This is a genomic window from Clostridium sp. AF17-21AC, assembly GCF_003461365.1.
GTDB classification, from domain to species: domain Bacteria; phylum Bacillota; class Clostridia; order Lachnospirales; family Lachnospiraceae; genus Coprococcus; species Coprococcus ammoniilyticus.
The window spans coordinates 122,630-137,536 of sequence record NZ_QTWY01000008.1; the positions used below are offsets into that span (position 1 = coordinate 122,630).

General features: G+C 42.3%; 9 protein-coding genes. 1 reads left to right on the forward strand and 8 read right to left on the reverse strand.

The genetic code is table 11. The annotated features are described in order from the left end of the window. Positions 1 to 2 precede the first annotated feature (2 nt). The 8 genes from DWW85_RS11715 to DWW85_RS11745 all read right to left on the reverse strand — a co-directional run bounded on the left by DWW85_RS11715 (position 3) and on the right by DWW85_RS11745 (position 13,959). Positions 3 to 5,903, reverse strand: a complete 5,901-nt coding sequence (locus DWW85_RS11715) for a leucine-rich repeat protein (protein WP_181986564.1) — start codon at positions 5,901 to 5,903, stop codon at positions 3 to 5. 59 nt (positions 5,904 to 5,962) lie between these two features. Beyond that, a complete protein-coding gene (locus DWW85_RS11720; protein ID WP_117808737.1) occupies positions 5,963 to 6,613 on the reverse strand; it encodes a TetR/AcrR family transcriptional regulator in 651 nt (216 codons plus the stop codon). Between the two features lie 151 nt (positions 6,614 to 6,764). Further along, positions 6,765 to 9,182, reverse strand: a complete 2,418-nt coding sequence (locus tag DWW85_RS11725; protein ID WP_117808738.1) for an HAD-IC family P-type ATPase — start codon at positions 9,180 to 9,182, stop codon at positions 6,765 to 6,767. A 143-nt stretch (positions 9,183 to 9,325) separates the two neighbouring features. Next, entirely contained in the window at positions 9,326 to 9,853 is a 528-nt protein-coding gene (locus tag DWW85_RS11730) for a phosphatase PAP2 family protein (RefSeq protein WP_117808743.1), read from the reverse strand. A 117-nt stretch (positions 9,854 to 9,970) separates the two neighbouring features. Further along, the gene (locus DWW85_RS11735; RefSeq protein ID WP_117808739.1) at positions 9,971 to 10,927 is read right to left on the reverse strand and encodes a hypothetical protein; all 957 of its coding nucleotides are present in this window, start codon (positions 10,925 to 10,927) and stop codon (positions 9,971 to 9,973) included. A gap of 218 nt (positions 10,928 to 11,145) precedes the next feature. Beyond that, a complete protein-coding gene (locus DWW85_RS13070) occupies positions 11,146 to 11,271 on the reverse strand; it encodes a hypothetical protein (protein ID WP_021943566.1) in 126 nt (41 codons plus the stop codon). Between the two features lie 83 nt (positions 11,272 to 11,354). Further along, positions 11,355 to 11,819 (reverse strand): Hsp20/alpha crystallin family protein, encoded by a 465-nt coding sequence (locus DWW85_RS11740; RefSeq protein WP_117808740.1) that lies wholly within the window; start codon positions 11,817 to 11,819, stop codon positions 11,355 to 11,357. Between the two features lie 346 nt (positions 11,820 to 12,165). Beyond that, positions 12,166 to 13,959 carry an ammonium transporter gene (locus DWW85_RS11745; protein WP_021943564.1) on the reverse strand — a complete coding sequence of 598 codons (1,794 nt, stop codon included), beginning with the start codon at positions 13,957 to 13,959 and terminating at the stop codon, positions 12,166 to 12,168. A 384-nt stretch (positions 13,960 to 14,343) separates the two neighbouring features. On the opposite strand from DWW85_RS11745, the gene DWW85_RS11750 reads away from it, so the two are divergent. Then, the coding region (locus tag DWW85_RS11750; RefSeq protein ID WP_147340908.1) for a helix-turn-helix domain-containing protein at positions 14,344 to 14,907 on the forward strand (564 nt) is incomplete at its 3' end.

Sequence of the window (14,907 nt, forward strand, 5' to 3'; positions counted from 1 at the left end):
TCTTATTTTGTTATCTTGACCTTCATTACTTTACTGTATTTACCATATACTTTCCTGCCTGTGGAATCCTTCTTATATGCACGGACCCGTACATAATAGGTCTTTCCTTTTTTCAGCTTCTTTATGGTCTTCGTTCTCTTCGTTGTATTGACGACCTTCTTACTCTTGGTGAACTTAGAATTGGTCGCGTATGTGATCTGATATCCCTTTGCCCCGGATACCTTTGAATACTTTACAACCAGGTTCTTGCCATTCGTATTCGCAACCTTAAGTCCGGTTGTCCTCTTCACCTTTACCTTCGACCACTTCGCATATACGGTATAATTCTTCTTTGAGCCTTTCTTGATCGAGGTTATCTTCTTCGTATAATTACTATTTGTATACCATCCCTTGAATGCATATCCCTTCCGGGTCGGTTTCTTTAATATAACCTTCTTCGCTGATGTATAGGTCTTCGGATTCTTCTTGTTATTCTTACCCTTATTTAACTTATAAGTAATCGTATATTTTTTCTGGCTTAACTTGCTGACCTGACGTTTCTCAACCTTCTTACATACAGAGCAGGTTCTGCTTTCTTCCCCTGCATTTGAGGTAGTCGGCTTCACTGTCACTGTCCATGCAGTCCAGGTATGACCCTTTGCTGCTATACTGACATCCTCCTGCACCGTCTTTCCACAGGTATCACAAACATAATGTCCACTTCCTGCCGCCGTACAGGTTGCTTTCTTATCTGTTACCAGACGCTTTGATACATGCTTGCAGATAAGCTGTGCCAGCTCTCTTCTCTCAACCGCTCCACATACAGAACAGGTTCTTGTTTCTTCTCCTGCCGCATCATAAGTAGCAGGTGTAACAACCTTCCATTCTCCACAGGTATGTTGATCCGCAAATTCTACTATGATCTTCTGTGGTTTTGTCACATTTTTGATCGTATACTTTCCATCTGCAAATTCTATCCTTGTGCCATTTGCAGATACAAGAACACATCGACCGGCTGCAGCCTTAACTGTAAAGGAATAATCCTCGCCATAACTGATTGTTTCTCCCTCTTTCTCCGGAAGGATCGTATAATCATCCCCACCGGATGGAATCGTAACCTCATATCGGTTCGGGATCACATCTTCTGCTTTCACATCTATGACGTAGTCTTTTCCAATGTTCTTAATAGTATAGCATCTGCCATCTGTCTTAAGTGCCTCTGCCACTTCATCAGACAGTTTATAATAGTTACCATCAAATCCCCTCACCGCTTCGTATACATAGACAACCGCATGGGCATTGCTGTATCGATCTCTTGCCGATAATGTATAGTCTGAATCTTCAACTACGTCGCCACCTGTTTCTTCCAGATAGTCCTGCGCATTCTCTGTAAGTGTAACTCTGTAATACTCGATGCATCCGTCAGGTTTCGTATTTGTCGCTCTGTTCATCGAAAGCTTAAGATCCCGACCGGTTACATCCGATCCCTCTAATCTGACACCAGCGGTTTCACTCTCTGCCTTCCAGTTATTCTCATAATACTTTATGGCTGCTAACTGATATTCTGCCTCTTCTAATTTCTCAAACCGATAAGAGCCATCTTCTGCTGATGTCGTCTTTTTTGTATCACCGTTTCCTTTTAATTTAACTGTTACACCCGGTACAGGATTGCCTTCGGGATCGCGAACAGTTCCGGAGATCGCATAAGTCTCTATATTCTTTTCAAAGATTGCGGTGTAGGTCTCGCCCTCAAAAACACCGTTTACCGCAGTTGGATAGAGTCCGGTTATGGAATAGGACGGACTACCCTCCTTGCTGTCAACCCACTTCACGAAATGCCAGCCAAGATCTGCCACCGGAAGAACTCCCTTTGGCGTTCCGCTTACTGCCTTGATCGTCTCTGTCAATTCACCGGAACCGGTCTTGTCACCTACCCATTTTACTGTTCCATGCTCGCCGGCCTTGTAGGTAAATGTAACTTCTGTTTCCTTTGTTGTAATCTCTACCGTATGATTTGCTGAGATATCGGATATCGTATAATTGCCATCCTCATCCGGCTTCAGTGTCTTTCCATCCAAGCTTACCCCTTCTAATATGCATCCTGTATCCGGTGTTACTGTAAATACAACAGTCTCACCGGTCTCGGTGATAAGCTCTGTCACTTTCTTCTTATCAACGCTTGCCGATGCATAACTACCTTCCGTCAATTTAAATTCCAGAGTATACAGGTCATATGCTTCTGCATATACATCCTTATCTGTAGTTAATACATGCGTGAAATCATACAAGGTCGTATGTTCCTTATCTTCATACCAGTCGAATGTATGAATCGCATCATTCTTTCCTGTTACAGTCGGTGCCTGGGTCTCGGTAACTGCATGGTTGTAATTCGTATATCCATATCCTGCAAGATCTTTACCACCGGTCGTATAATGGAAGGTCATCTGCATAACGCTTCTGCTTGTTTCTTCCTCTGTTAAATCAAGATACGGATATCGTTCGATTTCTGCTCCGCTTATTATCTGTTTCCATACAAATAACTGCTTTCCTCCGGAAGCCTTCAGATCTTCATTGATACCATTCTGCAGTTTCCAGGCAGCCTTACCGGATTCAAAATCTTCCGCTGTCATAGCTTCATTATCAGTAAATGTCACCTTATGTCCCTTCAAATCCATGGAATATCCGTAAGCTTCCACATCAATATCTCCCACATAACAGCAGGCAGATACCACTGCATTTCCCAAATAAGATGAAACACAACCTGCAATAGGCGCTGCAAATGCATGCGGTTCATTATTCTGGAAGCTGGTTGCAACATTTGTTGTCTTTATATTCGTGGAATAATTATAGCAGTCTCTTATCAGAGCATTCTCTACCCCTCCTACAATTCCTCCGGTATGGGAACCACCTTCAACATCTCCTGTATTATAACAGCCGTAGATCGTACCCTTACTACATATTGCATAAGCAGCAATACCTCCGGCGCAACTGTCCGAAGCTGTAACAGCTCCTGTATTATAACAATAATAGATTCCATACTGTGACAGAGAAACCGGAACCAATTCCTCCGCTTCCGTAGAACCGCTTCCCGAATCATCTGAAGATCCGCCGGATGTATCTTCCCACCCCCCAATAGATGGATTTACGATTATTACATCACCGCCTTCTGCCACACCGGTTCCTGCTGCAATACCTCCGACATATGTTCCTGTAAGTGCTCCTTTATTATAGCAGTTAGCAACATATCCCTTGTTATCTCTTACAATACCGGCTGCCTGACCGGTTGATGTAATTGGCGCTTCATTATAACAGTTCAGGATCTTGCCCTTATTCCAATCACAAATTCCTCCCACATCTCCGCTAATGCGTCCTCCGGTATTATTGATTGCTCCACGATTGACACAGTTTTTTACAATGCCATAATTCATATCTACTATGCCAAAGCAATTTTCACGCTGTTTATCGATCCATTCTACATCTGCTGTATTCACACAGTCATCCATAATTCCATAATTCTTATATACAAAAACAGCACCGCCATGCCCACAATATTTTGTGCGCAGTCTTCCGGCTGTACAGTTCGTAACGGATCCATTATTGAACCCTGCAAATACTGCACATGCAGTTACATAAGACTTCTCTATCGTCAGATTCTTTAAAGCTCCCAATCTGCCGATATATCCGATCAGTCCGCCCTGATTATCATATCCCGGATTTTTCCGATACAAGCCCCGGATCGTCTTATGATTTCCGTCAAAAACTCCCTGATATATAATGTTATATTTCGTAAAATTAACATTATAAGATCCGAGAGATGGCCAGTTGATCACATTTGTCGTTTCATCTGTCCATACATCCCATTCACTTGTATCATTCATCTCAATATCATTGCAAAGAACGACATTCTCCGACAGATGTGCCGTAGCATCATCTCCGTTTCCATTTACATAATCAGCAAACCAGTATAACTGTCCGGCATTGCTTACTGCATAGTATCCTATGTAATTTTCGTCTAATCCAAATGCCTTACAATTCTCCGCCGTGACCTGCTCAGCCGGCTGATAGGAACCATCCACCGTTGCAAATCCATTTTCATCATAGGTCAAGCTCTTGCTGACTTCTCCACATGTACTACATTCTGCCGTATAGGTATATATGCCATCCTTTACACCGGTCAACTTCCAGCCCACCTTTTCCTCATGGAAAGTGATGTGATCTCTTGGCACACCAAAGGTCTCCGTCAGGCATCTGTAAATCTCAAATGAATGTACTGTATAATACATCATCTTTAAGCTTTTCCCTATCGTCTCTTTCGATGTGGTTCCATAATCTGTTAAAGTTAACTGCAAAGAATCCTTGTCTGTATGCGGGATCTCCACTATCGTTCTGTTCCACGAACCACAAAATACATTCATATTTAACTCTTTTAAAGAAAGAGGCAGCTTAATCTCACGTTGTTCTTTCAGATTTGTATTATTTTCTTTATATGTAGAAAATAAGCCTTCCGGCAAGGTCTTCAAGGCACATCCGTCTTCAAATGTTATGTCCTTGATTTTTGCATTTCCGCCACCATCCAATGAAGTCCCTGTAAAATTCGTCAAGCATTTTGGATATTCAAGGCTTCGCAGATTACTGATGCTGAATGCCCGGGTTCCAATGGTAGTCACGTTCTGCATATACGGCAACTCGGTTATATATATATAACGGAACGCTTCATTTTTAATTGTCTTAACACTGTCCGGAATCCGGAGTGATGTTACCATTGAGCATCCCATGAAAGCCTGCTCTTCAATCGTCTCTAACCGATTAGGAAGTTTTATATCGGTAACATTCCCGCAATATGCAAATGCTGCTTTTCCAATTGATGTCACGGAATCCGGAATTGCGATCCCCTGTAATCCGTCACAGTCATAAAATGCACATATACCGATCGTTGTGACTGTGCCAGGAATCACAAGCTTCTCTATCTGATCCAGATTTCGGAATGCTGATTCTCCGATCGTTGTAAGTCCTTCCGCTAATTCAACATCTTTCAAAGCGTAACAGGCATAAAAAGCTTCCTTTCCTATGCTTTCAACCTTTGAGCCTTTTTCGAACCGGATCGTCTCAAGATACTGTGAATTATAAAAGCACCTCTCCGGTATCGTTTCAATGGAAGCCGGAACCGTAAATTCTTTTAAAGACTTACAACCGTAAAGTAAATATTGAACATTCTTTCCAAATGAAGTAAGCTTGCATCCTTCCTCAAATGTAATCTTCTCCAGTGACTCATCCATATAGAACATGCCATGATTGAACGAACCTGAATTGAATTCTGTAACAGATGCCGGAATCGTGATCTCCTTCAGCTTCTTCTGTTGCTGCACCAATGCTGTTGTTAATTTCTGCATCGTACTTGGAAGATAGATATATTCATACTGGAGATTTTCTGGTGGACTATATACATTAAAATATGTCAGTCCTTCTCCAACTTCTACCTGCACGATATTGTACTTGGCAAATACGTCTGCATAACCTGAGAATACACTAAACTCACCAGCCCTGCTGCTGTTTGTATCTACGCCTCCATATGTGATCGTAGCAATATATTTTTTCACTGATGAATCTTCTGTATCCACTGCATCTGCTGTGTCTGCCGTAGCTTCCGTATCTGCTGTATTTTCTGCAGCTGCATAGATCCGCCATATATTTCCGTTGTTATCTTTTTCCTCCACCAATGGTTCACCAGTCTTCTGATAGTGATATCCGGTTTCTTCATTGGTTACTTCACCAGTATCTTCACCAGATTCTGCCCCGGCCGCGTCATCTGTCTGTGCATACGTTGTCATTGACCCATAAAGTGTTATGGGCGTCGCAACCGCAAGCATAGCAAGCATGGCGGCTGCCAGATAATGCTTTTTTCTCTTTGTTTTTAATTTACTCATATTTACCTCCCTTTCATTCATGCACGTATCCCTTATATCCCTAGTACCCCTGCATCCTGTTATACGGATGCTGTCGCATAGTTTATGATCATTTCCTTTAAACGTATCAACTCCGGCATATAATCCCTGTTATCCTCTGCGCCCCATATAAAGCCTCCCGCGTAGTAGGTACATGCTGCCATCATCGTATGTACGGTCACACGGATAAATTCATCCTCCGGTATATCCGTGCGAAAGGTATGATCTTCCTTTGCTTTCTCATACATCATATGCAATCGGGTATCAGCCGAATACACCGACGTATGAATATTCTCAAACTGTTCCGGGTCTACGCCCTCATGCGTGACGTAGTGATTAAAGTTATCATTGTACTGAAGCAGTTCTTTATGATTCAGATACATTTCAATATAACTGTCCAGCGTGAATATGAATCGATCGATCGCCGGAATATCCTGAACCGATGAAATCGGTCTGTTTCTATCGAGCTCGTCCAGATATGATTTCCACTGTGCCATACAGACTGCGATCACGAGTTCTGTCTTGTTCGAATAACACCGGAATAAGGTCGCCCTGCCGATACCGACCGCCTCTGCAATCTCGCCCATACTTACCGCTTCAATCTTCTTTTCTACAAAGATGCAAAATGCAGTATCCAGGATCCGCTGTCGTCGTTCATTTTCTTTTGCTTTTTGTTTCTCTGATTTGTTCATTACCGTGTTCCTTTTTTGATACGTACTGTATCATTAATTTTATAAGAAATAAAATATAATGTCAATACTCATAAACACATCTTATATATAAGTCAAGGATTTTTTCTGACCTCAAAAAATCAGACAGCCCTGCTTTGTGGGCTGCCTGTCTCTATTTAATCTCCAGATATTTCTTAAGCTTTGGTTTTTTCTTTTTATAGTATTCCTGCAGCTTCTCCACCAACAGGGTGAGGTAGCGGAACAGGGATTCTGCCGCGAATCCGAATACCACCATAAGCAGTACGCAGATATTTGACAGATCGGTCAATGCAAATAACTTCTTCAGGAAAAATCCTGAGAATATAAATCCAATGATGTTCAGTCCGATCACACCATATTTCATCTTGTTTAACGGCTCACTGATCTTAAACAGGATCATAAAGCCAACAACGCAAAGCACCATTGTTGCGATCGTACCGATGCTTTCTTCCGGCAGAGCAAATACCTCACCGCAAATCACTAACGCGCCAACCGCAATTACGTCAGTAAGGCCACCCGGAAATGCTTTGAACATGACATTTGTAAGGAAATGTCCTTTGATCCGGTCTCTGTTCGGTTCAAGTGCAAGCAGAAATCCGGGAGCACCGATCGTAAACATACTGACCAATGAGATCTGCGCCGGTTCCAGCGGATAGGTGATCATAAAGATAACCGAGAACAGCGACATCAACAGTGAGAATATATTCTTAACAAGGAACAGGCTGGCGGAACGCTGTACATTATTTACAACCCGTCGTCCTTCGTATACCACATCCGGCATATGTGCAAAATCGGAATCCAGCAGAACGACCTGTGCTGCCTGTGTTGCAGCTTCACTACCGGATGCCATCGCCACGCTGCAATCCGCATCCTTCATTGCAAGGATATCATTGACACCATCACCTGTCATGGCCACGGTATGCCCCTGCTTTTTAAGTGCCTGCACAAGCTTCTGCTTCTGCTTCGGCGTCACACGGCCAAATACCGTATATTCCCGTACGGCTTTCTTAATCTTCGTATCCGTATCAAGTGTCGTTGCATCCACATAACTTTCTGCGTTGTCAATACCCGCCTGAACTGCGATCTGTGATACCGTCTTTGGATTATCACCGGATATAACCTTGATCGCTACATCCTGACTCTTAAAGTATGCAAAAGTCTTTACCGCATTTTCACGAATCGGATTTGCCAGTGCCACAAAGCCAAGCGGTGTTACTCTGTCAGATAATCCATTTGCAATACTGCTTCCTTCATATCTTCCAAATAACAGCACACGATCTCCCTTTTCGGCATAAGGAAGGATCTCTTTCTCGATTGACGCATAATCATCCCGCATGATGAATTCCGGTGCACCAAGCAGATAGATGCCATCCGAAAATGTAATACTGCCGTATTTCAAACTGGATGAAAATGCCAGACGGTCAAGCGGTACTCTGTGTTTTCCGACACTACCGTCTGCCTCATCGGCATATTTCTTCAATGCCTCCATCGTAGCGTTATTATCCTGTGACGCTGCTGTATAATCAATCAGCAGCCCTTTTAATTCGTCCGTCGTCTTTAACGGATTCCGGCTATCCTTACTTAAGAACATATCCTTGACACTCATAACAGGCTCTGTGATCGTTCCGGTCTTATCCACACATAACACATCGACACGTGCCAGTGTCTCGATACTTTTCATATCATGCAGCAGGACTTTTCGTTTTGCCAGATTCATCGTACTGAGTGCCAGTGCAATCGTAGTAAGAAGATATAAGCCCTCCGGGATCATACCAAGGATAGCTGCAACCGTTGAGGTTACACTCTTCCGGATCGAGTCATCATTTACGAAATGACTCTGCCAGAACAGGATGAGTCCGATCGGAATAATGATGATACCAACCCATTTTACAATCAGGTTGATCGACCGGATCATCTCGGACTGTTCACCGCTTCCCATGGTCTTTGCTTCCATGCTGAGTTTTGAGATATAAGATTCATTTCCAACCTTTTCGAGTCTGGCATAGCATTCACCAGACACCACAAAGCTGCCGGACAAAAGGGAACTGCCGCTCGTCTTTTCTACCTCGTCTGCTTCACCGGTAAGGAGGGATTCATTTACCTGAATGCTGCCATCGATAACAACCGCATCTGCACAGATCTGCTTTCCGGCTGTCAGTAAAATGACATCATCCTTTACCAGTTCTTCCGAACGGATCTGCTGCAAAACACCGTCTCTGACTACATCTGCATGAGGTGCATTTAAGAAATTCATTTTTTCCAGTGTCTTCTTCGCACGCAGCTCCTGTATGATACCGATCAATGTATTACCTATGATGATCGGCAGAAAGGTCAGGTTTCGAAAGGAACCAACAAGGATCAATAATACTGTGATAATAAGAAATATTAAGTTAAAGTATGTAAGTGTATTCGACAGAATAATCTCTTTCGTCGTTTTATCCGTCGATATATCGGTCTGATTCGTCAGCCCTTTTTCGATTCGTTTCTTTACTTCGTTTTCTGTCAGTCCCCGGATCGAAGGATTGATCTGATTTGCATTTGTATCGTCCATAAGATTTCCTCTCTGGTCTGTGTTCTTAAAACTTTTACACCATTCTACTACATTCTTATGGAAAGAAAACGAAAATAAATGTTAAATTTTGTTAATTCTTTATTCGTCTTTATTCAGGTGATAACCAGCCCCCCATTTTCTTTCTATCCGTTCATTGAACCAAACTTCAGTTTCTTTCTTGTAATCAGATATGCTATTACTCCACACAGAATTCCAACCAGAATGCCACCTAAGATATCGGTCGGGTAATGCACATACAGGTATAGTCTGGAAAATGCGATCAGCACCGCAAGCACTAGTGCCGGATACCGGTATTTCTCTTTTGCAAAAAACAATACAGTTACTGCTGCAAAGGACGCTGCCGTATGACCGGATGGGAATGAATAATCTGTCGGCTTCTTCACTAACAGGGGAATCGCTGTATTTACATCAAAGGGTCTTGTCCTTGCTACCGCATTCTTCAATATGCCATTACAAAGTATAACATCAAATACCAGTGCAAGTGCCATCAGAATCCCTGTTTTTCTGTGCTTCTTACTGATCAACAGCATGACCGTAAGTGCGATCCAGATGACCCCTGCATTCCCAAGTGTCGATACAAATGGCATCACTACATCAAGAAATGCATTTCTCATATGCTCCTGTATAAAATCCAAAATCGTTAACTCCATCTGATTCACCTTTTGTCCTCCTGCCTGTATGTAAATCGCACACTGTTTCTACCGGTCTGCTCTGTCGCTTCACTTATGCAAGTGATTTGGTATGTCTTTCAGATAAGTATCACTTATTTATTTTCCCCGGAGGATCTTCACACCACGAACGACCATGAATATTCCTACGATCAACAATGCTGCCGACATTACAGTTGAGAACAATGAACTCATAACAGCCATAAGGCTTGCTGTCTGAATAAGCATGACAATAAAACTAAGCACGATAATGCTGTTTGCCAATATAAAACAACCTCCGACCACAATACATATGACTCCGGCATAAATATTTGCACCTTTTTGAACTACAGAACCAACCTTTCTTGCCTTCTCCCGCTGTGCAGAATCCATACCCATGCCGTTCATCATCTGGTCAAATTCCGGTGACAGTCCGCTTCCATATCCTGCAGCATCATCATTTACCTGACTGGTATAGACCTTATTTTCCGCACTTCCTGAATATGGTGTGCCTGGAGTTCCCTGCTGCCATTGTGAATCCTGTCTGGTATCTGTAGCCCATGGTGATGTTTTCTCGCTATTTTCTATTATTATGTCTGCGGGTTGGCTGCCATACACACCATATGGGCCGTTATATCCGGACTGACTATTATATTCGCCATATTGACTGTTATATCCGGAAGTCTGAACGACATCATCGCTCTCTCCTTTTATAAAGTTACGAATTCCCTGTATCAGAAGCAGCACTCCTATACCACCGAAAAACAAAAGGAAAAGTCTCATAATGCCTAACCCTTTTGCCAAAAGACCTACAAAGCCAAAACTCATGAATACCAAAGTTCCCAGAATGCAACCCAGTAATTGTTTGACCCGATTGGATACACTTTCCATCGAATTAATAAACAATACAATTCCTGTCAATGCAAATATCAATCCGAATCCAAGTACGATCCCCCATGTTAAGATTCCTCCCTGATCATACAGGTTTGTTATGCCCCAGACTCCGAGGGCAAGCATCATCACACCAAAGCAAAAGAAAACAAATGCTCCTATTTTTGCTCCTTTTTGTTCCTGCATAAAACCACCTCCGTTTATAGAGTATCACAGAACTGTGTTTTTTTGCACTCCTCCATGTATATTTTTTCGATTTTGTCACCAAATGCCTTCGATGAAAATGCTTCCGATGATACTTCTGTTCCTATAAAGCAAAAAAATCCCCCGCACTTGTCTCCTGTAGTTCTTCGGGCTACAGGCAAATGCGGGGAACCTTTTCTTTATTTGTTGATTTATTCACTCTAATAAGTATGTTTCTTTGACTTTGGTGCTGCAGCTTCAACCTCCTGTGCATTATGATTAGCTGTTGCACATACCTTCTGAACTGCTTTCTTTTTCTTCAATGGATGCTTTGGATTCTTATCCATGATCTACACTCCCTTTCTTATATCTGTATACATATACATAAGGGGTCATGTTTTTTATTCGCACGGCTCGATATCAACACATTTTATTCGATGGCAATGAAGTTCTCCTTTTCGATTGCTTCCGGTGCTTTCTTTGGAAGGGTCAGACGAAGAATACCACTTTCATATTTTGCATGTATATCCTTCTGACTGATACCGTCACCAACATAGAAACTTCTGCTCATGCTGCCGGCATAACGTTCACGTCTGATATACTTACCGGTCTTCTTATCTTTCTCATCCTTATCCAGACCTTTTACAGCGGAAATGGTGATGTAGCCATCTTCCAGTTTGACATTTACTTCATCCTTCTTAAATCCAGGAAGATCAATGTCTACTTCATAGCTGTCATCTGTTTCACGGACATCCGTCTTCATCATGTTCTTAGCATGTTTGCCATACAATGGGCTTTTCTCCGGAAACATTTCCTTTTCAAATTCCTTACCGAATGGGAAATCATCCATCCAATCATCAAATAAACTTTCTCCAAAAATACTAGGTCTTAACATAAGTCATTACTCCTTTCAATTTCAAACCAGTGTCGGAAATCTCAGCTCTTATGGAACCTTGAGGCACTTAGACTTTTGTATGTTTAGCACTGTCAGAGAAACCTGAGGTGTCGAATTTGTATGTTATAAGTTCCGGGATTTTTTCTTTTATCTTCTTTCTTAATCCCTTTCCTTATCTTTAGCTATGTTATAGCACCATTTATTAGCACTGTCAAGAGGTGAGTGCTAATTTTATGTGAAGATTTTGTGAACTATCTGATTTCTATTTCTACACTTAAAAGAAAAAGCCAGACCGGCACTCACCGGTCTGGCTCTTTCTTCTATATAATTATAGGTTATTTGTAATTTACTCTACATCCTGTAAAGCTGCAAAGTCTTCCTCACCGGTACGAACCTTAACAACCTTATCAACACTGTATACGAAGATCTTACCATCACCGATATGTCCGGTATACAGAGCCTTCTTAGCAGCTTCAATAACTGCACTGACAGGAATCTTGCTGACTACGACTTCTACCTTAACCTTTGGAAGAAGGGTTGCATCTAATTCAACACCACGGTACATCTCGCCGGCACCCTTCTGGATACCACAGCCCATAACCTGATTCATTGTCATACCTGTAACACCGAGGTCATTTAAAGCTTTCTTTAAGATCTCAAACCGTGCAAGCTTTGCAATGATAACTACCTTGTAGATACCGCTTGGAGATGCTGTAACAGGAGCTTCCGCAACCTTGACTGCTGCATTCTTTAATGTGTCAGAAGCCTTATCATAATCAGCTACACCAAGATCTGTATTTTCATTTACATCCATTGTCATTGTATTTGATACATCAACGATACTGAAGCCAGCATATGCAGATGGAAGACCATGCTCGCATGAATCCAGACCAACAATTTCCTCTTCCTCTGATACACGAAGGCCGAAGATCTTCTTAATAAGAAGGAATGCAATTGTAATCGTAACTGCTGTCCAGAGGATGGTCGCGCCCATACCTACGAACTGAATACCGAGCTGCTTGAAACCACCGCCATAGAATAAACCTTTGGCTGCAATCTGGTTTGCACCATATGTTACGCCATCACCGATACCTCTTGCAAATGCAGGAGCTGTATCTGTAGCGAAAAGACCAACTGCGATTGTTCCCCAGATACCATTTAAGCAGTGAACTGCAACAGCACCTACAGGATCATCAATATGTAATTTGTAATCTAAGAGCCATACACCGAATACAACCAATACACCGGCAACAGCACCGATCACGATAGCACCGAAAGCATCACAGACATCACAAGGAGCTGTAATTGCTACCAGACCTGCAAGAGATGCATTCAGACACATTGAAACATCAGGCTTACCATATTTTACCCAGGTAATGATCATTGCTACAACTGTTGCAACAGCAGGAGCAATTGTTGTTGTTACAAATATTGAACCAAGTTCTGAAACGGTTGTTGCTGCTGCACCATTGAATCCATACCAGCCAAGCCAGAGGATAAATACACCGAGACAACCGATCGGAAGGTTATGTCCAGGGAATGCATTTACTTTTTCAACCTTACCATCCTTGCCCTTTACAAACTTACCGATACGAGGTCCAAGGATTGCTGCACCGATCAATGCACAGATACCACCAACCATATGAATACAGTTAGAACCGGCAAAATCATGGAAGCCCATCTGAGCCAACCAGCCGCCGCCCCATGTCCAGTGTGCCTCAATCGGATAAATAACTGCTGAGATAATTGCTGAATATACACAATAAGAAATGAATTTTGTACGTTCTGCCATCGCACCGGATACGATTGTCGCTGTTGTTGCACAGAACACTAAGTTAAATACGAAGTTGGACCAGTCAAAATTTGCATAATCAGTAAATATGTCAAATCCCGGTTTACCGATCAAACCAACCATGTCTTCACCAAGTAAGAGTCCAAAACCAAGAAGGATAAATACAACTGTACCAATACAGAAGTCCATCAGGTTTTTCATCAGAATGTTTCCGGCATTCTTTGCTCTGGTAAATCCTGTCTCTACCATCGCAAATCCTGCCTGCATCCAGAATACCAATGCCGCTCCGATCAGGAACCAGACACCGTACACTTCACCAGAAATTGCATCTAAAATTTCACTTGTCATAGTTCTTACCTCCTAAAACTCAAAAATGCGATACATGGAGACTTATCCTTAACAGACGCCCCATTGCATCGCATTTTACTTCATTTTTCCCCTCATCCGGTCCGCGCGTATAGCCGGATATCAGGTTTTTCTTTGTCCTGTACCGGGGAACTTATGCCTCCCGATAAAAGAAAAAGGCACTACGAATATTTCGTAGCGCCTTTGCTATGTCCATGAGTATAGCACCGGGGATTACTCATGTCAACGATAAATTTATATTTTTTTTAGAGATTATTGTAGGATTACAATACATGTGTTACAACTGAATATAAAAAAAGCAGAGAAGCTTCTTTTGTGTTATATTTTAGTCACCACAACAAAAAAACAAAAAAGGAGTTCTCTGCTATGGCTACTATAACACAAGATATGCGGTATCGTCTATCCTTAATCAAATACGCTGAAAGGTTTGGTGTCACCAAGGCTGCTATCAAATATAAAACCAACCGTCAATACATTTATCGTTGGAAACGACGTTATGACGGTTCTATTGAGTCCCTTCGTGACCGCTCTCGCAGACCCCATCATCATCCAAACCAACATACCCCTGAAGAGATCAAGCTGATCTTTGATATGCGCAGACGCAATCCCAATGCCGGTCTTGTTGTCTTTTGGGTTAAACTCAAGCAGCGTGGTTACTCCCGTTCCATCCCTGGACTATACAGATTTCTCCGTAAGCAGGGAATTATGGCAGTTCATCCGCCAAATCCTAAATATATTCCAAAGCCTTATGAACAGATGGATTATCCGGGACAACGCATACAGGTTGATGTAAAATTTGTTCCTTCTGCATGCCTCAAAAATCCCAAGGTCATCGGCAAACAATTCTTTCAGTATACTGCCATTGACGAGTATTCCAGATGGCGTTTCGTAGAGGCTTTTGAAGAACACAACACGTATTCTTCTGCTATG

Bases quoted from the DNA above. Each gene is read 5' to 3' on its own strand.
- DWW85_RS11715 (WP_181986564.1), bottom strand. From the start codon at position 5,903: ATGAGTAAATTAAAAACAAAGAGAAAAAAGCATTATCTGGCAGCCGCC.
- DWW85_RS11720 (WP_117808737.1), bottom strand. From the start codon at position 6,613: ATGAACAAATCAGAGAAACAAAAAGCAAAAGAAAATGAACGACGACAG.
- DWW85_RS11725 (WP_117808738.1), bottom strand. From the start codon at position 9,182: ATGGACGATACAAATGCAAATCAGATCAATCCTTCGATCCGGGGACTG.
- DWW85_RS11730 (WP_117808743.1), bottom strand. From the start codon at position 9,853: ATGGAGTTAACGATTTTGGATTTTATACAGGAGCATATGAGAAATGCA.
- DWW85_RS11735 (WP_117808739.1), bottom strand. From the start codon at position 10,927: ATGCAGGAACAAAAAGGAGCAAAAATAGGAGCATTTGTTTTCTTTTGC.
- DWW85_RS13070 (WP_021943566.1), bottom strand. From the start codon at position 11,271: ATGGATAAGAATCCAAAGCATCCATTGAAGAAAAAGAAAGCAGTTCAG.
- DWW85_RS11740 (WP_117808740.1), bottom strand. From the start codon at position 11,819: ATGTTAAGACCTAGTATTTTTGGAGAAAGTTTATTTGATGATTGGATG.
- DWW85_RS11745 (WP_021943564.1), bottom strand. From the start codon at position 13,959: ATGACAAGTGAAATTTTAGATGCAATTTCTGGTGAAGTGTACGGTGTC.